This is a genomic window from Phreatobacter sp. GW821-FHT04C01, assembly GCF_059420385.1.
Map to the genome: position 1 here is coordinate 409114 of NZ_JBWKTP010000006.1, position 18063 is coordinate 427176.

At 68.9% G+C, this 18063-nt stretch carries 18 protein-coding genes; 8 read left to right on the forward strand and 10 right to left on the reverse strand.

Annotation, left to right across the window (positions count from 1 at the left end; all coding sequences use genetic code 11):
- The first annotated feature begins 49 nt into the window (after positions 1-49).
- From odhB to lpdA, 5 genes are read left to right on the forward strand one after another with little or no spacing between them, the layout of a single operon-like run.
- Complete coding sequence (gene odhB, locus AC07WJ_RS24015) at positions 50-1276, forward strand: 2-oxoglutarate dehydrogenase complex dihydrolipoyllysine-residue succinyltransferase (RefSeq protein ID WP_494937191.1); 1227 nt, start codon at positions 50-52, stop codon at positions 1274-1276.
- A 30-nt stretch (positions 1277-1306) separates the two neighbouring features.
- On the forward strand, positions 1307-1741 hold the full coding sequence (locus AC07WJ_RS24020; RefSeq protein ID WP_494937192.1) for a hypothetical protein: 435 nt from the start codon (positions 1307-1309) through the stop codon (positions 1739-1741).
- 23 nt (positions 1742-1764) lie between these two features.
- Positions 1765-2169 carry a hypothetical protein gene (locus AC07WJ_RS24025; RefSeq protein ID WP_494937193.1) on the forward strand — a complete coding sequence of 135 codons (405 nt, stop codon included), beginning with the start codon at positions 1765-1767 and terminating at the stop codon, positions 2167-2169.
- Positions 2170-2212: 43 nt separating this feature from the next.
- Positions 2213-2959, forward strand: coding sequence for an SDR family oxidoreductase (locus AC07WJ_RS24030; RefSeq protein WP_494937194.1), 747 nt, complete (start codon positions 2213-2215; stop codon positions 2957-2959).
- Positions 2960-2994: 35 nt separating this feature from the next.
- Positions 2995-4392, forward strand: a complete 1398-nt coding sequence (gene lpdA, locus AC07WJ_RS24035; RefSeq protein ID WP_494937195.1) for a dihydrolipoyl dehydrogenase — start codon at positions 2995-2997, stop codon at positions 4390-4392.
- A gap of 141 nt (positions 4393-4533) precedes the next feature.
- Here lpdA and AC07WJ_RS24040 read toward each other — a convergent pair whose 3' ends face one another.
- A complete protein-coding gene (locus AC07WJ_RS24040; RefSeq protein WP_494937196.1) occupies positions 4534-4794 on the reverse strand; it encodes a hypothetical protein in 261 nt (86 codons plus the stop codon).
- 258 nt (positions 4795-5052) lie between these two features.
- Between AC07WJ_RS24040 and AC07WJ_RS24045 the strand changes: the two genes are divergently transcribed.
- Together AC07WJ_RS24045 and AC07WJ_RS24050 are read left to right on the forward strand one after the other, a co-directional pair.
- A complete protein-coding gene (locus AC07WJ_RS24045) occupies positions 5053-5340 on the forward strand; it encodes a hypothetical protein (protein WP_494937197.1) in 288 nt (95 codons plus the stop codon).
- A 218-nt stretch (positions 5341-5558) separates the two neighbouring features.
- Positions 5559-5846, forward strand: coding sequence for a hypothetical protein (locus AC07WJ_RS24050; protein WP_494937198.1), 288 nt, complete (start codon positions 5559-5561; stop codon positions 5844-5846).
- A gap of 59 nt (positions 5847-5905) precedes the next feature.
- Here AC07WJ_RS24050 and AC07WJ_RS24055 read toward each other — a convergent pair whose 3' ends face one another.
- The 7 genes from AC07WJ_RS24055 to AC07WJ_RS24085 are packed head-to-tail and all read right to left on the reverse strand — an operon-like array spanning position 5906 to position 14523.
- Positions 5906-7489, reverse strand: a complete 1584-nt coding sequence (locus AC07WJ_RS24055) for an ABC transporter substrate-binding protein (protein ID WP_494937199.1) — start codon at positions 7487-7489, stop codon at positions 5906-5908.
- 30 nt (positions 7490-7519) lie between these two features.
- Positions 7520-8986 carry a M81 family metallopeptidase gene (locus AC07WJ_RS24060; RefSeq protein WP_494937200.1) on the reverse strand — a complete coding sequence of 489 codons (1467 nt, stop codon included), beginning with the start codon at positions 8984-8986 and terminating at the stop codon, positions 7520-7522.
- A complete protein-coding gene (locus tag AC07WJ_RS24065; protein ID WP_494937201.1) occupies positions 8983-10125 on the reverse strand; it encodes an ABC transporter ATP-binding protein in 1143 nt (380 codons plus the stop codon). The genes AC07WJ_RS24060 and AC07WJ_RS24065 overlap by 4 nt, the downstream gene beginning before the upstream one ends.
- Before the next feature lie 4 nt (positions 10126-10129).
- On the reverse strand, positions 10130-10924 hold the full coding sequence (locus AC07WJ_RS24070) for an ABC transporter permease (protein ID WP_494937202.1): 795 nt from the start codon (positions 10922-10924) through the stop codon (positions 10130-10132).
- Positions 10921-11757 carry an ABC transporter permease gene (locus AC07WJ_RS24075; protein ID WP_494937203.1) on the reverse strand — a complete coding sequence of 279 codons (837 nt, stop codon included), beginning with the start codon at positions 11755-11757 and terminating at the stop codon, positions 10921-10923. Before AC07WJ_RS24075 ends, AC07WJ_RS24070 begins: the two co-directional genes overlap by 4 nt.
- Positions 11750-13402 (reverse strand): amidohydrolase, encoded by a 1653-nt coding sequence (locus AC07WJ_RS24080; RefSeq protein ID WP_494937204.1) that lies wholly within the window; start codon positions 13400-13402, stop codon positions 11750-11752. Before AC07WJ_RS24080 ends, AC07WJ_RS24075 begins: the two co-directional genes overlap by 8 nt.
- Positions 13402-14523: an ABC transporter substrate-binding protein gene (locus AC07WJ_RS24085; protein WP_494937205.1), complete on the reverse strand. Its 1122-nt coding sequence runs from the start codon at positions 14521-14523 to the stop codon at positions 13402-13404. Before AC07WJ_RS24085 ends, AC07WJ_RS24080 begins: the two co-directional genes overlap by 1 nt.
- A 57-nt stretch (positions 14524-14580) precedes the next feature.
- Here AC07WJ_RS24085 and AC07WJ_RS24090 point away from each other — a divergent pair, with 57 nt between their 5' ends.
- Positions 14581-15522 carry a LysR family transcriptional regulator gene (locus tag AC07WJ_RS24090; RefSeq protein ID WP_494937206.1) on the forward strand — a complete coding sequence of 314 codons (942 nt, stop codon included), beginning with the start codon at positions 14581-14583 and terminating at the stop codon, positions 15520-15522.
- 68 nt (positions 15523-15590) lie between these two features.
- Here the strand turns inward: AC07WJ_RS24090 and AC07WJ_RS24095 are convergent, their stop codons facing one another.
- Positions 15591-15851 (reverse strand): hypothetical protein, encoded by a 261-nt coding sequence (locus AC07WJ_RS24095; protein WP_494937207.1) that lies wholly within the window; start codon positions 15849-15851, stop codon positions 15591-15593.
- Positions 15852-15987: 136 nt separating this feature from the next.
- Positions 15988-18042, reverse strand: coding sequence for a S8 family peptidase (locus tag AC07WJ_RS24100; protein ID WP_494937208.1), 2055 nt, complete (start codon positions 18040-18042; stop codon positions 15988-15990).
- Positions 18043-18063: the final 21 nt, after the last annotated feature.

An 18063-nucleotide genomic window follows, 5' to 3' on the forward strand; every position in this document is an offset into this window, starting at 1 on the left:
GCCCGGCCATCGGGCCGGGTCTGAACATTCTCGTTGAGGACGATATTCCATGGCCACCGAAATCCGCGTTCCGACGCTCGGCGAATCGGTCACCGAGGCGACCGTCGCCAAGTGGTTCAAGAAGCCCGGCGAAGCCGTGAAGCAGGATGAACCGCTCGTCGAGCTGGAAACCGACAAGGTGACCCTCGAGGTGAACGCGCCGGCCTCCGGCACGCTCACCGAAATCGTCGCCGATTCCGGCACGACCGTCGGCGTCCAGGCCCTGCTCGGCCAGATCGCCGAAGGTGCCGCCGCACCGGCAGCGGCACCGAAAGCCGCGGCTCCGGCCCCGGCTCCTGCCCCCGCTCCCGCTCCCGCCGCTGCGCCCCAGCCGGCGCGCAGCGTCGACAACGGCCCGGCGGTCGCACGCCTGGCCGCCGAAAGCGGCGTCAGCCCGGCGGCGGCCGCCGCCACCGGCAAGGACGGGCGGGTGACCAAGGGCGACATGCTGGCCGCGATCGCCGCGGGCATCGCGGTTCCGGCTCCGGCCGCAGCGGCGCCCGCCGCCGCGCGCCCGGCTTCGCCCGCCGCCGACGCCCCGCGCGAAGAGCGGGTGCGCATGACCAAGCTGCGCCAGACCATCGCGCGCCGCCTGAAGGAGGCGCAGAACAACGCCGCCATGCTGACCACGTTCAACGAGGTCGACATGTCGCAGCTGATGGCGCTGCGCAGCCAGTACAAGGACCTGTTCGAGAAGAAGCACGGCACCAAGCTCGGCTTCATGGGCTTCTTCGTGCGGGCCTGCGTGCAGGCGCTGAAGGACGTCCCGGCGGTCAATGCCGAGATCGACGGCACCGACATCATCTACAAGAACTTCTGCCACATCGGTGTTGCCGTGGGCACCGACAAGGGCCTGGTGGTTCCGGTGGTCCGCGACGCCGACCAGATGGGCATCGCTCAGATCGAGAAGACCATTGCCGATTTCGGCCGCCGCGCCCGCGACGGCCAGCTGAAGATCGACGAGATGCAGGGCGGCACCTTCACCATCTCGAATGGCGGCGTCTATGGCTCGCTGATGTCGACGCCGATCCTCAACGCACCGCAGTCCGGCATTCTCGGCATGCACAAGATCCAGGAGCGGCCGGTGGTCGTCGCCGGCAAGATCGAGATCCGGCCGATGATGTATCTGGCGGTGTCCTATGACCACCGTATCGTCGACGGCAAGGAAGCGGTGACCTTCCTGGTCCGGATCAAGGAAAGCCTGGAAGATCCGGCCCGCTTGGTGATGGACCTCTGATGCGGTCGAGCTGATCCCGGGAGATTGGCGATGCGGCGTCTGGTTCCAGCTCTTGCCTGCATCGCCCTTGTCGCGGCGGCTCCGGCCGCCGCGCAAAACAACCGGGACGCCCAGCTCGGCGGCATGGCCGAGGATGTCCTGCGAACCGCCGCGCTGGAGCGCGGCGCCTTCGCCGCCTGTCCGGCCACCGGCCCCGATGCAGCCGAGGCCCAGGGCCTCCTGCGCCGCGGCTGGGAGCTCGATATCGCCGAAACCCGCAAGCTGCTGCTGGAGCAGGGCCTTTCCGTGGGTCATGTGACCGCCTTGCTGGCGCGCTTCTCGCTCGACAAGGTCAGACCCGGCATCACTGAACCGGCAGCCCTCAGCGCCTATTGCGCGGCGGTGGGCGACTGGCTGACGCGCTACCTGCAATTTCGCTACATCACACCGCAAGCTGAGATCAGACGGCGCCTCACGCAGCGATGAGGCGGCAAAGCGAAGGTTGGAACATGGCCAGGTCACCGATCGGACACGCAGTTGGATTGTCGCGGGCCGGTCTCGCCGTCGCCGGCGCGGCCCTGGCGCTTTCGGCCTGCGCGATCCCGCCTTACGACGATTTCCGCGGCGGTCCGGGAGCCTGCCTGGTGGTCGCCTCCTCGGGCTTCATGTTCGACCGCAATTGCAGCCAGTTCGAGCTGTCCTGGCTGCCGGGCGCCCAGCGCCTGACGGTCGGCCAGCGCGGTCCCGACGATATCGAGATCCTGGAGGTGTCGGGCCGGCACCGGCTGATCACGGTCAGGCGGATCCACGAGGGCTACTATTGCGCGCTGGCCCGCAACTACCCGAACCCGCGCGTCACCCGCGACTGCCGTACCACCGAGCCGGTTCACCCACCGATCTCGGTGCGCGGCTAGGCCCGCCCGCCCCGTCGTCCCCATGTCCGAAAGCGAACAGCCGATGTCCCAGGGAGTTGTCGTCGTCACCGGAGCGAGCCGCGGCATCGGCCGCGCCTGCGCGCTGATGGCGGCCGCGCGCGGCCATGCCGTCGTGGTCAATTACACGGCGAACCAAGCAGCAGCCGACGAGGTGGTCGCGGCGATCGCAGCGACCGGTGGCAAGGCCGTGGCGGTCAAGGGCGATGTCGCGCGCGAGCCGGACGTGCTGGCGATCTTCGCCGCCGCCGACCGGCTCGGCCGCCTCGTGGGCCTGATCAACAATGCCGGCGTCGTCGACCTGAAATCGCGGGTCGACCAGTTCTCCTTCGAGCGGCTGACCCGCATGATGGCGATCAATGTGGTCGGCTCGATCCTGTGCGCTCGCGAGGCGGTGCGCCGGATGTCGACGGCCCATGGCGGCCAGGGCGGCGGCATCGTCAATATGAGCTCGGTCGCCGCGGTGCTCGGCTCGCCCAACGAATTTGCCGACTACGCCGCCTCCAAGGGCGCGATCGACAGCTTCACCGTCGGGCTGGCCAAGGAAGTCGCGACCGAAGGCATTCGGGTCAATGCCGTACGGCCGGGCATGATCGATACCGAAATCCATGCCAGCGCCGGCGTGCCCGACCGGGTCGCCCGGTTTCAGGACGTCATTCCGATGAAGCGCGGCGGCACGGCCGACGAGGTCGCCCAGGCCGTGCTCTGGCTCATGTCGGAGGAGGCCTCCTACATCACCGGAACCATCATCACGGTGTCGGGCGGCCGCTGACGCGCCGCCTCACCCTCAACCGGAGACTGAACTTCATGTCCTACGATCTCGTCGTCATCGGCACCGGCCCCGGCGGCTATGTCTGCGCCATCCGGGCCGCCCAGCTCGGCTTCAAGGTCGCGGTGGTCGAGAAGCGCAAGACCCATGGCGGCACCTGCCTGAACATCGGCTGCATTCCCTCGAAGGCCCTGCTGCATGCCTCCGAACTGTTCAATGAGGCCGGCCATGGTTTCGCGGCCTTCGGCATCGAGGTGCCGCAGCCCAAGCTGAACCTGAAGCAGATGATGGCGCACAAGCAGGAGACGGTCGATTCGAACGTCAACGGCGTCGCTTTCCTGTTCAAGAAGAACAAGATCGAGAGCTTCACCGGCACCGGTACCATCCTCGGCGCCGGCAAGGTGCAGGTCGCGGCCGCCGATGGCACGACCCAGGTGCTGGAGACCAGGAACATCGTCATCGCCACCGGCTCCGAGGTCACCCCGCTGCCGGGCGTCGCCATTGACGAAAAGCAGATCGTCTCGTCGGAGGGTGCGCTCGAGCTCGACAAGGTGCCGGGCAAGCTGGTGGTGATCGGCGCCGGCGTCATCGGCCTCGAGCTCGGCTCGGTCTGGCGCCGTCTCGGTGCCGAGGTCCATGTCGTCGAATATCTCGACCGCGTCCTGCCCGGCACCGATGCCGAGGTCGCCAAGCAGTTCCAGCGCATCATGGGCAAGCAGGGCATCACCTTCCAGCTGTCCTCGAAGGTCACGGGCGCCAAGGCGACGAAAAAGGGCGTCACGCTCACCGTCGAGCCGGCGGCCGGCGGCGAGGCCCAGACCATCGAGGCCGATATCGTGCTGGTGGCGATCGGCCGGCGGCCGTTCACCGAAAATCTCGGCCTGGAGGCCGTCGGCGTCGCGCTCGAGCGTGGCCGGGTGGTCATCGACAACCATTTCGCCACCAATGTGCCCGGCATCTACGCCATCGGCGATGTCGTGCGCGGTCCGATGCTGGCGCACAAGGCCGAGGACGAGGGCATCGCGGTGGCCGAGATCCTCGCCGGCAAGGCCGGTCACGTGAATTACGACGCCATCCCCGGCGTGGTCTATACGTGGCCGGAGGTCGCGACCGTCGGCAAGTCCGAAGAGGACCTGAAGGCCGCGGGCATCGCCTACAATGTCGGCAAGTTCCCGTTCACCGCCAATGGCCGCGCGCGGGCGAACCGCTCGACCGACGGTTTCGTCAAGGTGCTGGCCGATGCCGCGACCGACAAGGTGCTGGGCGTGCATATCGTCGGCGCCGGTGCCGGCGAGATGATCCACGAAGCGGTTGTCCTGATGGAATTCGGCGGCTCGTCGGAAGACCTCGCCCGGTCCACCCATGCCCACCCGACCATGTCGGAAGCGATCAAGGAAGCGGCGCTCGCCGTCGACAAGCGCGCCATTCACATGTGACGGCTGATACCAGCCCGACGGCAAAAGCCCCGGTCCTCGGACCGGGGCTTTTTTGTCGGCCGGTGCCAGATGCCGCCCCCCTGACGCCGAGAACCCCGGCGCCTGCCGGGGTCCAAGGTCTATCCGGAGCTGGGCAGGCGATCACTCGCAGACGCGGACGCGGCGCAGAGCCGGGCCGTAGGGCGTGTCGACCCAGCGGCGGGCCGTGTAGCAGTCGCCATAACCGTAGGCCGGCTCGGCATAGGCGCGGGATCCGGCGATGGCGAGAGCGGCGCCTCCGACCACGGCGCCGGCGGCGACCGCGCCCCAGGGGAAGTAGCGGGCCTCGGCCTTGGGTGCGGTGGCGACCGAGAGGGTGGCGGCGGCGACGGCGGCGAGGGCGAGGATCTTGAAGCGGGTCATGGATCGGTCTCCTTGAGAGGTTGCGGAGCGCTCAACCGCCCCGGTTATCCATGGGTTGCCGCTGGCTGGAAAAAGGTTCGACCTCTCGTCGAAGATTTTGCTTTTCGCCATCACGACGGCCGCGAAGGGCGTCTCGGCATGCCCGGCCGCCTCATCCTTTGCGGCGATGAACCCATCCCGGGTCCAAGGCGACGAAAGATCATGGCTCTCTCCGGCGATCCATGCCGGACGTCGCCTCAACCAGGAAGGGAACGCATCATGTCGAAATCTCATGTCTCGTCACGCGCGCTGGTGGGCATCCTCGCCGTCGGCTTCAGTATCGCGCTGTCCGGCCTTGCCCAGGCGCAGAATGGCGGGGGCGGCGGAGCCGGTGGCGGTGGCGGCGGCGACGGCAATGCCGGCTTCGCCGTCGAAACCGCCACGCCGGCGCCGAACCAGCCTCAGCGCGGCCGCGGCGGGGCCGCCGCTCCGGCGGCGACCGAAATGGCCTGCCACTACAATGTCCATGGCGTCGCCTATCGCTGCGAGCGCGTCGGACGTCGTTGACCGGACCAAGCCGGACATTTCAGGGGCGGCGAGGACACTCGCCGCCTCTTCCTTTTGCGATCGCCTTTCTCCGTGTCCCACCTGCAAGCCGCCGCGATGCCTCTGCGACCAGGTCCAGCGACCGCCATTGAACCATTCCCGCGCGCCCCGCGACCCATGGCTATCGGACCGGTCCGCGACCCCGCGGCGGTGACCGCCCCTCCCAAGGAGTTGCCAATATGCTGAAATCACGCTCGACGTCTCTTGCTCTCGCCGCTGCGCTCGCTCTCGGGCTCGCCGCGTCCTTCTCAGGCCTCGCCGAAGCCCGTGGCGGCGGAGGTGGCGGTGGCGGTGGCGGCGACGGCAATGCCGGCTTCGTCGCGCCGAACCCGACGACCAGCGAAGTCGTCATCCCGCCGGGCCGTGGCTCGCGCGGCGCCAGCGGGCAGACGGCCGCGACCGCCGAAGGCTGCGTCGTCTATTACCATCCCTATTGGGGTGCGATCTGCGAGCGCGGCCGGCGCTAACATCGATCCATCCGGCCCAGGATCGCGAGCGGCGGGGCGACCCGCCGCTCGTTCGTTTTCTAGACCCGCCGGACGCCCCAGAACACCGAGAACGGCGACCGGACGAAGTCGGTCAGATCCTCCCGATAGGCCGCCGGCTGATAATATTGACAGGCGGGAATGAAGGGCACGGAGCTGAAGGCTTCGCGCTGGATCGCGTCGCTGATCTCCCGGCGCTCGGCCTCCGAACGGGCCTCCAGCCAGCGCCCGCGCAGGGCCTCGCGATCCGTCGACGTCGGCCAGCCGATCCAGCCGGCGCGGCCGTTGGCCGACAGGGGATTGCTGAGCGGCGTGGCCACCGGCAGGCCGCTCCACTGGACCGGAAAGCAGCTCCAGCCGCCCTGCCCCACCGGCTCCTGCTTGTTGCGCCGGGCGATCATCGTGGCGAGATCCATGGTCTCGGCGCGCACGTTGAGCCCGACCCGCTTGAACAGGTCCGCCGCAAGCTGCGAAATCGCGCTCAACGGCGCGACATCGCTCGGCTCCATCACGACCACCGGCTCGCCGGCATAACCGGACTCGCTGACCAGCTGCCTGGCACGCGCGAGATCGCGCGGACCGGTCAAGGCCTCCATTCCCGCCGTCGTCGCCGAAGGCGAGCCGAGCGGGAAATAGCCGACGCCGCTGCGGCCGAGCTCCTTCTGGTCACCGACGATGGCCTGGACGAAATCGGCTTGGTCGACCGCCGGCAGCAGGGCCCGGCGCAGCTTCTCATTGTTGAAGGGCGCCTGCAGCTGATTGAAGATCAGCATATAGACCGTGCCCATCGGATCGAAATTGTCGACCTTGACGCCGCGCGCCCGTTTCAGCGACGGAACCAGGTCGAGCAGCGGCTGCTCGACCCAATCGACCTCGCCGGTCCGGAGCGCCGCGGCGGCGGTGGCCGGGTCCGGCTGGATCGACCAGAGCACACGGTCGAAATGGGCAACCTTGCCGCCGGCATAACAATCGGGCGCTTCCTGGCGGGGATTATATCCCTCGAAGCGGGCATATTCCGCCTTCACGCCCGAGACCCATTGATCCGGCAGGAACCGATAGGGGCCGCTGCCGACGAATTCCGTGATCGCCCGGTTCGAGGGGGTCGCCGCCATGCGCTCGGGCATCATGAAGCAGGCCGAGGTACCGGCGAGCGCATAGAGCAGCGGCGGGAACGGACGCTTCAGCCGCAATTGAAAACGACGGTCGTCCAGCGCGCTGATGTCGTCGAGCCGCGCCCACAGCAACTGCCCGAACGGATTGCGTTCGGCCCAGCGCTTGATCGACATCACGCAGTCGGCGGCCCGCACCGGCGTGTTGTCGTGGAACTTCAAGCCGTCGCGCAAGGTGAAGGTCCAGGTCAGCTCGTCGCTGGACAGTTCGCTGCCGGCGCACATCTGCGGACGCGGCGTCAGGGTCTTGTCGACGCCATAAAGCGTGTCCCAGATCATGAAGCCGTTGATCGTCGCCATGGTCGCCGTGCTCCACACGGGATCCGGGTGGGCGAGGTTGGCCTGCGGCACGAAGCGCAGGGTGCGGGCCGCGGCCGGCTGCACCAGCGCCGGCCGCGACATGAGCGACAGGGCGCCGCCGGCGGCCGCGCCCACAAGAAGGTCCCTTCGCTTCATTCCTGGCTCCTTCGGTTGCCGCCGCACCGTTCACATGGCATCGAGCGGGTGGATCGGACGGGTGACCCGTCGAAAATCGAACTTGCCGTAGTCGAGGCTGGCAAAGCCGCTGCCGTTGCATTCGAGCACCGCCTTGGCGATCGCACCGAAGGTCGGCCGGTACTGAATCTTCGATTTGATGATCAGGTAGCGCTCGGCGGTCGGTTCGATGCCGACGAAACGGAACATGGCCAGGTCGAGCGGCTCGCAGCGCCCCTCGCTGACGACGAGCTTCATCCGGCCGGTATCGAGCACCACCGTCCGTCCGAGATTGATCACCGAGCCGGTGAAGACCGGGCCGCGCACCGTGAACTGGCCGTCCGAGACGATGCGCACGATGCCCTTGAGCAGCAGGGGTCCGGAGGAGCCGCCAATGGCCGAGAAATCGGTCTTGCCGCCCACGGCCAGCTCGACGGTGGCGCCGACGCCGGCGGCGATCATCGCGGCCACGGCCTCGGGATCGGCGATCGGGCCGGCGGCGATGCCGTCGAGCCCCTGGGCGAGCGCCTCGGCAATGACATCCATGCCGTCCTGCGTGCCGCCGGAATTGCAGTTGTCGGCATGGTCGACGAGCAGGACCGGACCTTGCGCGATCGCGGCGGCCCGGGCGATCGTCGCCGGCAGCGGCTCGAAGGTGACCTGGAAATCATCCCGGCGCGCCCAGGCCACCGCACGGATCCGCTCGCAGATCGCCTGCGCCAGGGCCATGTCGCCGTCGGTCATGGCGATCACCGACATGCCTGTATCCGGGCAATCGGCCAGCGGAAATCCGCCGAACACGCTGACCGCCAGCGCGCCGGCCTGCTCGGCCTGCCTGGCGATCGCCATCAGCTCGGCCATGGCGCCGTCATCGGTCGCCATGCGCAGCATGTTCGGCATCATCCGGCAATGCGCATAGGCAAGCGTCGGACGGATCTCGCCGCGCATCGCCGCGAACAGCGTCTCGGCCGCCCGGCGGCCGGTTTCGACGATGTCGACATGCGGGTAGGTCTTGTAGCCGACCAGGGTCGTGCAATTCTCGATCGTGCGGGCCGAGATATTGCCGTGCAGGTCCAGCGCGACCGCGATCGGCACGCCGGGCGCGATGGCCCGCACACGCGCCAGCAATTCTCCCTCGCCGTCGCCGAGATGGCTGGTGACCATGGCGCCGTGCAGTTCCAGGAACACCGCGTCGCAGCCTTGCCGGACGGCGTCGCAGAGCGCATCCGCCATGACCTCGAAGGCTTCGGCATCGACCGCCCGGGAGGGCTGCGCATTGCCGGTCACCGCCATGACCACCTCGGCGCCGGCCTGTTCGGCGACGGCGAGCATGCCGGTCATCGAGCGGCGCCCGGCCTTGACCCATCGATAGGCCTCGTCGCCGAAGCGCGGGCCTTGCGGGCCGAAATGTTTCAACCCGGTGGGCAACGGCGAAAACGTATTGGTTTCGTGGGCGATGACCGCGGCGACGATTTTCATGGGTGTTGTCCTGCGAGGGCCAGAAGGTCGCGGGCCTTGGCGCCGCCGGCATTGCCGGCGCGGTCGTCACGCGGGACCGCGACCGCGGCCTGGGCGTCGAAGGCAAGGCCGACCAGCGCGCCGACGTCGGGCGCGCCGCCGAAGCCGCTGACGGCGGGAAGCTCGACCAGGACGACCGTCCCGCGCGCTGTCCGCACCAGGCAATGCAACAGGTTGCCGACATAGGATCGCTCGATCACGCTGCCGGACAATTTCGCCGATCCAGGATCCGCCAGGCGGATATGGTGCGGCCGGATCGCGACGTGGACGGCCTGGCCGGAGGCGATGGCGGCGGTGGCGCGTACCCCGTCCTCGCCACCCTCCCAGGTCACTTTGACCGTCCCGGCGTCGACCGCTCCCGCCATGCCGGGGAAGAAATTGCTGCGGCCGAAGAAGTCGGCGACGAAGTGGCTCACCGGGCTCTCGAACAGCGTTTCCGGCGTGCCGTGCTGGACGATGCGCCCGCGCTCGAAGATCGCGACGCTGTCCGACATGGTCAGCGCCTCTTCCTGGTCATGCGTCACATAGAGAAACGACACGCCGAGGTCGCGATGCAGCCGGCGCAGCTCCCATTGCAGCTCGGAGCGAAGCTTGCGGTCGAGCGCGCTCAGCGGCTCGTCGAGCAAAAGCACCTTCGGCTTGTAGACGAGGGCGCGGGCAAGGGCGACACGCTGCTGCTGCCCGCCGGAAAGCGCGCGCGGCTTGCGATCGGCATAGGGCAGCAGCTGCACGCGATCGAGCGCAGCCTTGACCCTCTCGTCGCGCTCGGCCCGCCCGATGCCGCGCGCCTCCAGGGGAAAGGCGACATTCTCGGCGACGCTCATATGCGGAAACAGCGCGTAGCCCTGAAACACGACGCCGAAACCGCGCCGCTCCGGCGGCTGCCCGGCAATATCGACGCCGCCCATGCGAATGGCGCCGGAATCGGCCCGGACGAACCCGGCGATGGCCATCAAGGTGGTGGTCTTGCCCGAGCCGGACGGACCGAGCAGCGTCAGGAATTCGCCCGCGGCCAGCTTGAAGCCGACCTTGTCGAGGGCTACCACCGGACCGTAGCGCTTGCTGAGGTCGACAATATCGAGATCATCCCGGTCAGACATGGGTTCAGCCCTTTTCGCCGTCACGGCCGAACAGCTGGACGAACAGCAATCCGGCGACGGTCACGACGATCATCAGCGTCGCCGCGGCAGCAATGGCCGGATCGACGTTCTCGTTGATGCCGTCCCAGATGGCGCGCGGCAGCAGATAGACGTTCCGGCGGGTAATGAAGAGAAGCACCACCACCTCGTCCCAGGACGCGATGAAGGCGAAGACCGCGCCGGACAGCACGCCGGGCAAGGCGGCGGGGAACAGGACGCGGCGCAGCACCATGCCGGTGCCGGCGCCGAGCGAACGTGCCGCCTGTTCGAGCCTGGCGTCGAAAGCGGCCAGCGCCGACGAGACGGTGACGAAGACCAGCGGGATGCCGCTGACGCCATGGGCCAGGATGACGCCGGCATAGGTGTCGATCAGCCCGAGCGGAATGAACACCCGGTACCAGGCAAGGCCGGCGACCACGCCCGGCACGATCATCGGCAGCAGAAGCAGCAGCCGCAGGCGGCCGGCGATCCCGGGCAGCAGGTTTCGGCAGCCGATGGCGGCAAGTGTTCCGATCACCACCGAACAGGCCGTCGAGGCGATGGCGACGGCGAGGCTGCGCAGCATGCTGTCGCGCCAGACCGGTTCACTGAACAGCGTCCGCCAGTGATCGAAGGACAGGCGCTCCTGCGGCAGCGCCAGCCAGGTGGTGTCGGTCAGCGACACCGGCACGACGATCAGGGCCGGCAGCACCAGGAAGGCCAGCACGCCAATGGCGAGGATGCGGCTCAGCTGGAACCAGACGGAGGGTGAAACGGTCATTTCACACCGAACAGCTTTTCGGCCGGCACCAGCCGCGAGACGATGGCGAGCGACAGGATCACCAGGACCAGAAGGCTGGTGGCGAGCGCCGTCGCGATGCCCCAGTTCAGCGTCTCGCTGATGCCGAACTCGATATATTGCGCGACCATCACCACCTTGCCGCCGCCGAGCAGGGCCGGCGTCACCAGGAAGCCGAGCGAGAGGATGAAGACCAGGATGGTCGCGCCGATGATGCCGGGCACCGACAGCGGCAGGAAAACGCGCAGGAAGGTGCGGACCGGTCCGGCGCCGCAGGCACGCGCGGCCGGGCCGAGCCGGCCGTCGATGCCGAGCATGGTCGAAAGCATCGGCAGCACCGCATAGGGCACCATGTAGTGCACCATGCCGATGAGCACGCCGATCTCGTTGCGCAGCAGCGCCAGCGGCCGGTCGATCAGTCCGAGCGCCATCAGGGCCGAATTGACCATGCCCTCGCGCTGCAGCAGCACGACCCAGGCGAAGGCGCGGACCAGCACCGACAGCCAGAACGGCATCAGCACCGCCAGGAGCAGCCATTTGCGGAGCTTCGGCGGCGAATGGGCAATGACATAGGCAACGAGATAGCCGAGCAGGATGCTGATCAGTGTCGTGGTCGCCGCCATGCGCAAGGTGGTGGCGGCGATCGACCGGAACAGCGGCTCGGTGACCAGTTCGACATAATTGCCGAAACCCGGGACGGGTTCGACGAAGGACAGCCGCAGCACATTCGCGACCGGCAGGGCGAAGCACAGGGCAATGGCGATCAGCGCCGGCAGGACCAGTGCCCATGAGGTGGCGAAACGGTTTTCACCCATGGGACACCGAAGCCGCTTCGCGCGCGCGGCCCTGGCGGTCGAACACGATCCGGCCGGCGACAATGGTCATCTCGGCGCGCGCCGTGCCGATGGCCTCGTCCGGGCAGGACAGGAGGTCGGTGTCGACGACGGTCACATCGGCCAGCCGGCCCGGCGCGAGCGTGCCGAGGACATCGCCGAGCCCGGCGGCAATGGCGGGATTGACGGTGTAGGTGCGCAGCGCGTCGACCCGGCCAAGGGCCTGGTCGGCGGCGATGATCGCGCCGGAGGCGGTCCGGCGCGTCACCAGCGCCGCCAGGGTGGTGAAGGGATTGCGGCCGCAGACCGGCGCATCGCTATGGGCGCAGACCAGCGCGCCGCGCGCCATCATCGAACGGTGCGGCCAGAGCCAGGCGACGTCGCTTGCCGGCCGCTGGCGCAGATAGCTGTCGCCGAGGTCGTGCAGGAAGGCCGCCGCCGAAGAGACGATCGTCCCGCTGCGGGCAAAGCGGTCCTGGGTCGCCGGCGGCATGCAGCAGCAATGTTCGATCCGCGCGGGCGGCCCATCGGCACCGGCCGCGTCGCTCGCGTCGATGGCGTCGAGCGCCAGGTCGATGCCGCGGTCGCCATTGCCGGTGAGGCAGAATTGCAGGCCGGCGGCGCGCACGGCACGTGCCCGGTCGGCGATGTCGGCGGCGGTGTAATTGACGAAGCCGCTGATCTCGCCGGTCTCGCCGGCGAGCGGCCGATAGGGCTGGTGATAGGCGGCCGTCCGGCCGCCGGTGCTGCCGTCGAAGCCGAATTCGACGCCGAGCAGACGCAAGTGGTCGTCGCCCGAACCGAAGCGCTCGCCGGATGCCAGCAGACGGTCCAGGAGCTGTTCGTCGCGGCCATCGGCCATGATGGCGACCCGCAGCGGCAGGGCGCCCTCGGCATGCAGCCGGCGATAGGCCGTGATGGCGTCGCCGGCGGTCAAGGCATTGTGGACGCCGGTGATGCCGTTCGCGGCAATGTCGGCCATGACGGCCGGGAAGCCGGCGAGGAAATCGTCCACGCCCTGGTCGGCGTTGGCGATCCGGACGAAATGCTGGGTCGTCCGGCCGCGCACCACGCCGGTCGCCCGGCCCGTGGCATCGGTATCAACCTGATCGGAGCCGTCATGACCGGAAACCGGATCGATACCGGCCGCGGCGAAGGCGGCCGTGCCGGCCACGCCGACATGGGCGTCGCGCCGGAGCAGGAAGACCGGGCGGCCGGGCGCCGCCGCGTCGAGCATGGCCCGGCTCGGATGGCTGCCGCCGAGCGCGCTTTCGTCGTAGCGATAGCCGAGGAACCAGCGGCCGCGCGGAGCGCTCCGGTCGAAGCGCCTGACCTCGCCGAGCAGCGTATCGAGATCGCCGCTGAGATCGGCGAGGTTCTGCCAGCGGCCGCGCTTCGCCGCCTCACCGTCCGGGTGGCAATGGCTGTCGACGAGGCCCGGCAGGGCGAAACGGCCCGCGAGATCGGCAACCTGCCGGGCCCGCGCGGCATAGGGAGCAAGTTCGGCATCGGAGCCGACGGCCAGGATGCGACCGCCGCCCATGGCGATCGCCTGGGCGAACGGACGGGCATCGTCGAAAGTCGCGATGCGCCCGCCGTGCAGGACGAGATCGACGGAGTGCGCCATCAGCCGGTGATGACCTTGATATAGTCGTTGTAGACGCGATCCTGGTTCTCGGCGTGCCAGTCGGCATCGGCGAGGATCTGCACCGCCATGTTGGCGTCGTCGGTCGGATTGTCGGGTTTCAGATCGGCCGGGACGAGAGCCGCGGCGGCCGGGTTGGCCGGGCCGTTGCCCATCAGGCGCAACAGCTCGACCTGCGATTCCGGCGACTGGGTCGCCGCGATGAAATCGAACGCCGCCTTGCCGGCCGGATTGCCTTTGGGCACCAGCCAGCCCGCCGGGATCAGCAGGCCCTGGTTCCAGGTGAAATCGATGCGGCTGTTGCGTTCGCGGCGCAGCACGACCGAGCGGGTATGCCAGATCATGCCCATCGACGCCTCGCCCTGGCGCATCAACTGCTGGCTCTCGGCGCCCGATTTCCAGAACACCGTATTGGCCTTGATCTCGCGGATCTTCTCGAGCGCCCGGCGTTCGTCGATCGGATAGATGCTGGCCCGGTCGGCGGCGACCCCGTCGGCCATCAGTGCGCCTTCGAGCGCGCCCAGGATGCGATCCGGCAAGGTCCGCGTGCCCGGGAAATCCTTGATGTTCCAGAAATCGGCCCAGGTCTTGGGCGGATTGTCGCCGTAGCGGCGCCGGTCATAGGTCAGCACGAAGCTGTACAGGAAGTGCGACACGCCCCATTCGTTGTAGAAGCCGGGCCGGACCTTGGCCTTGTCGACACGCGACCAGTCGATCGGTTCGAGATAACCCCGCCGGCCGAGATTGAGGGCCGCGGCCAGATTGGCGTCGCAGACGTCCCAGACGACGTTGCGGCTCTCGACCATGGTGCGGATCTTGCCGAAGCTCGGGCCGCCGCCATCGAATTCGACCTTGATCCCCGTCTGGCGTTCGAACGGAATGCCCCAGGCGGTCGGCTGGTGGCGAAGCGCATCGCCACCCCAGTTGCAGACGACCAGGCGGCGGGTTTGCGCGGCCGCCGGTGCGGCGCCCGCCAGGCCCATCGCGGCGAGCAGGCCGAGAAGCTGGCGTCGCTGCAACGGCCGGTTCGCGGTACGATCCAGGGCCGATTCAATCGCATCGCGGAGAAAACTCGTGTCGTCCATCACCTGGCTCGCATGCATGAATTTTCATCACGATAACCTTTTGTCGATTTGATGCAATAGCGATATCCTTTGATTATGACAGAGCCCGATGACGCCCCGATCAATCACCGGCTGACCCTGGCGCAGCTCGACGCCCTGCGCGCGGTCGTCTCGACGCGAGGCGTCAGCGAGGCGGCCCGGCTCCTGAACGTCTCGCAACCGGCGGTCAGCAAGCTGCTGCGGCAGGTCGAGCGCAGTCTCGGCCTGGCGCTGCTGCAGCGCGACGGCAACCGCGTCACGGTGACGCGCGAGGCCGAGCTCCTGCAATGGGAGGTGGAAAGGCTGTTCGGCACCTATGACTCGATCCAGCGGCTCGCCGCCTCGTTGCGCGGCGAGACCGGCCTGACGATTGCGATCGCGGCCATCCCGACGCAGGCGACGCGCTTCGCCGTTCCGGCCATCAAGGCCCTGCGCGCCGCGCATCCCGACATCCGGATCAAGCTCGATGTGGTCGCCAATCAGCCGATCATCGACGCGGTCACCTCGGGGCGCGCGGATTTCGGCCTCGTTCATTCGATCGCCGTCACGCCCGAGCTGAAGACCGAGGATCTCGGCGAGCAGCGGGTGCTGTGCATCGCGCCCCGCGGCCATCGTTTCGCGGCTCTGGCCTCGATCGGCCGCGACGACTTCACCGGCGAGACATTCGTCTCCTACGGCCCCAATACGACGTTCGGACGCTGGCTCAGCGCCGCCTTCACCCGGGCCGGCACCGACATCAAGGTGGATGTCGAGATCACCGCCTCGCCGACCCTGATCGAAGCGGTCGAAGCCGGCGTCGGCGTCGGCCTGATCGAAGAGGCGGCCTTGAATGCCCGCTCGCGCGAGCACCTGACGGTCCGGCCGCTCAGTGCTCCCCTGTCGTTCCGTTCGCGCATCCTGCGCATGCCCGGGCGGGCGCTGTCGCGGCCGGCCGAACTGTTCCTGGAAGAATATCGCGGGATCGTCGGCGCCGGCGCCTGGCGGCAGGACGTGTCCTGACGCCCGAAAACCCCGGCGCAAACCAGGGTTCCAGGCCTGTCAGGACAGAGGATGGCAATCGGTCGCGCTTATTCGCAGACGCGAATCCGGCGCAGCGCCGGCCCATAGGGGGTGTCGACCCAGCGGCGAACCGTGAAGCAGTCGCCATAGTCGTAGGCCGGCGCGGCGCGGGCCTGCGAACCGGCAATGGCCAGCGCAGCACCGCCGACGATCGCTCCGGCGGCAACCGCCCCCCAGGGGAAGTAGCGGGCCTCCGCCTTCGGGGCCGCCGCAAGCAAAAGGGCGGCGGCAGCGGCGGCGGCAAGAGCGAAGGTCTTGAGGCGGGTCATGGCGGGTCTCCAGGAGGCTGCCGGGCGGCTCGTTCGCCCTGATGGCCATGGGTCGCGCCGGGACCGGAAAAGGTTCGAACCCGCGCGACATTTCTTCGCACGGGCCCGAAGGGCGAACCGGACCGAGGCCCGCGGCTCACTCCTTGCCGGGCTTCGGATCCACCGTGGCTTGGCGCGGCGCGGCCGCCTGCGGCGGAGCCGCGGCCGCCGTTTCGGGCACAGGGGCAGGCGCGACCGCCATCGGCGCGGGGGCCTCGGGCTGCGGCGGGTTCTGCGCGGCATTGATCGCCGGCACCGGGTCAGCAAGACCGGCGCCCAGTTGCGGATCCGGCGTGGCGGTGCGCCGCGCGGTCTCGCGCAGGATCTGGCGCAGCGCCGCCGGATCGAGATTGGGCGAACGCTCGAGGATCAGCGCGGCGATGCCGCTGACATGGGCCGCGGCAACCGAGGTTCCCGACGAAATCTGATAACCGCCCTGCGGCGCCGGCAGCAGCACCTCGACGCCGGGGGCGGCGACCGCCACGTGATCGCCGCGTGTCGCCTGGTCGAAGATGCGGCCGCCCTGGTCGACCGCGGTGACGGCGATCACGTTGGGATCGGCGGCCGGGAACGAGATCGGCGCATTCGGCCCCTCATTGCCCATGGCCGCGATCATCGCGATGCGCCGTTCGGCCGCCACCTGGATGGCGCGGGTCATCATCGGGTCGCGTGGCCCGGCGAAGCTCATATTGATGACGCGGGCGCCCTCGCGGATCGACCAGTCCATCGCCTTGAGAATATGGAAACTGGTGCCGGAGGCGCCTGCGGCCTGGCCCGGCGCGAAGGCGCGCGCGGCGAGGATATCGGCCCTCGGCGACACGCCGATCAGCTGGGCATGGGCAATGATCGCGCCGGCCATGCCGGTGCCGTGCTCATGGGCCTGGAACGGCCCGCCGACCGCGTCGAAACGCTTGGTGATCCGGCCGACGATCTCGGGATGATTGGCGTCGATACCGGAATCGATCACCGCGATGGGGATGTGTGCCCCGTTGGACAGCAGATGGGCCTCCGGCAGGCGCAGCGTATCCACCACATATTGCAGCGCGGCACCGCCGGCAGCCGTGGTCGTCGAACTCTGCAGCCGGTAGACATAGTTCGGCCGCTCGAACAGGTAGTTCGGCTGGACATAGGCGACGCGAGCGTCGCGCGTCATGGCGCGGATGGCGGCCGGTACATCCTGGCCGTTCGGCACCCGGTAGCGATGCACCGACGTGCCGATGAGTTCGGAACGCTCCTCGCTGATCAGCCGCAGATTGAAGCGCCGGACCACACGCTGGATATCGGCCTCGGGCGCATTCGGGCGCATGACGAACAGCACCTCGCCGGCCATGTAGCGCCGCTCGGTCGGCGGCGGCAGGCCGGGCGGGCTGTCGTCCACCACCGCACGGTCGCCAGCGCGCGCGGCCTGGATCAAGGCGACCGCCGCCGGCACGATCACCGCCGCGGCCGCGGCCGCCGCGAAACCGGCGCCGCCACCGCCGCCGAAACCACCACCACCCGGCGGCAGACCGCCACCACCTCCGCCGCCACCGCCGCCGGGCGGCAGGGGACCGCCGGTGCGGCCGCCGACGCTGATGTTCGGGCCGCGGCCGGGAACGCGGCCGGGGACATCGATACGGCCGCCGGGCCGTCCGGGGATTTCGGTGACGCGACCGCCGCGGCCGGGAATCTCGCCGACATGACCGCCACGACCCGGGATTTCACCGACGCGGCCACCGCGGCCTGGAAACTCGCCGACGCGGCCGCCACGGCCGGGAAGCTCGCTCATCCGGCCGCCCCGGCCGGGAAATTCGGTCATCCGGCCCTGGCCGGGAATGCGCCCGTCCCGGCCGATCGCCATGTCGGGATTGCGGCCGAAGCGCTCCATGCCTCCGGGCATCCGCTGGCCCTGCGTCATGCCGCGCATGTTCGGCATGCGGTTGGGCATGTTCACATTGGGCACCCGGCCAGGCCTGGCGATGCTCGGCCGGCGATTGAGATTGCCGACGCCGGGAATGCTGAGACCGCCGAGGCCGATGCCGAACTGGGCCGCCGCCGGACGCGTGTCGGCGACGACGAGGCTGGTCGTGCCCAGGAACAGGGCGACGAGCCCGGCGAGAGCCTTGCCGCCGCGCTGCGTCGCTCTTGTCCGATCGGAGCCTTGGACCGTCATGGCTGCGTCCTCTCAACCAAC

Coding starts and splice junctions, on each gene's coding strand:
- AC07WJ_RS24100 (WP_494937208.1), bottom strand. CDS start 18,042: ATGACGGTCCAAGGCTCCGATCGGACAAGAGCGACGCAGCGCGGCGGC.
- odhB (WP_494937191.1), top strand. CDS start 50: ATGGCCACCGAAATCCGCGTTCCGACGCTCGGCGAATCGGTCACCGAG.
- AC07WJ_RS24060 (WP_494937200.1), bottom strand. CDS start 8,986: ATGAAAATCGTCGCCGCGGTCATCGCCCACGAAACCAATACGTTTTCG.
- AC07WJ_RS24040 (WP_494937196.1), bottom strand. CDS start 4,794: ATGACCCGCTTCAAGATCCTCGCCCTCGCCGCCGTCGCCGCCGCCACC.
- AC07WJ_RS24050 (WP_494937198.1), top strand. CDS start 5,559: ATGCTGAAATCACGCTCGACGTCTCTTGCTCTCGCCGCTGCGCTCGCT.
- AC07WJ_RS24070 (WP_494937202.1), bottom strand. CDS start 10,924: ATGACCGTTTCACCCTCCGTCTGGTTCCAGCTGAGCCGCATCCTCGCC.
- AC07WJ_RS24025 (WP_494937193.1), top strand. CDS start 1,765: ATGGCCAGGTCACCGATCGGACACGCAGTTGGATTGTCGCGGGCCGGT.
- AC07WJ_RS24045 (WP_494937197.1), top strand. CDS start 5,053: ATGTCGAAATCTCATGTCTCGTCACGCGCGCTGGTGGGCATCCTCGCC.
- AC07WJ_RS24090 (WP_494937206.1), top strand. CDS start 14,581: ATGACAGAGCCCGATGACGCCCCGATCAATCACCGGCTGACCCTGGCG.
- AC07WJ_RS24065 (WP_494937201.1), bottom strand. CDS start 10,125: ATGTCTGACCGGGATGATCTCGATATTGTCGACCTCAGCAAGCGCTAC.
- AC07WJ_RS24095 (WP_494937207.1), bottom strand. CDS start 15,851: ATGACCCGCCTCAAGACCTTCGCTCTTGCCGCCGCCGCTGCCGCCGCC.
- AC07WJ_RS24075 (WP_494937203.1), bottom strand. CDS start 11,757: ATGGGTGAAAACCGTTTCGCCACCTCATGGGCACTGGTCCTGCCGGCG.
- AC07WJ_RS24085 (WP_494937205.1), bottom strand. CDS start 14,523: ATGCATGCGAGCCAGGTGATGGACGACACGAGTTTTCTCCGCGATGCG.
- AC07WJ_RS24055 (WP_494937199.1), bottom strand. CDS start 7,489: ATGAAGCGAAGGGACCTTCTTGTGGGCGCGGCCGCCGGCGGCGCCCTG.
- AC07WJ_RS24030 (WP_494937194.1), top strand. CDS start 2,213: ATGTCCCAGGGAGTTGTCGTCGTCACCGGAGCGAGCCGCGGCATCGGC.
- lpdA (WP_494937195.1), top strand. CDS start 2,995: ATGTCCTACGATCTCGTCGTCATCGGCACCGGCCCCGGCGGCTATGTC.
- AC07WJ_RS24020 (WP_494937192.1), top strand. CDS start 1,307: ATGCGGCGTCTGGTTCCAGCTCTTGCCTGCATCGCCCTTGTCGCGGCG.
- AC07WJ_RS24080 (WP_494937204.1), bottom strand. CDS start 13,402: ATGGCGCACTCCGTCGATCTCGTCCTGCACGGCGGGCGCATCGCGACT.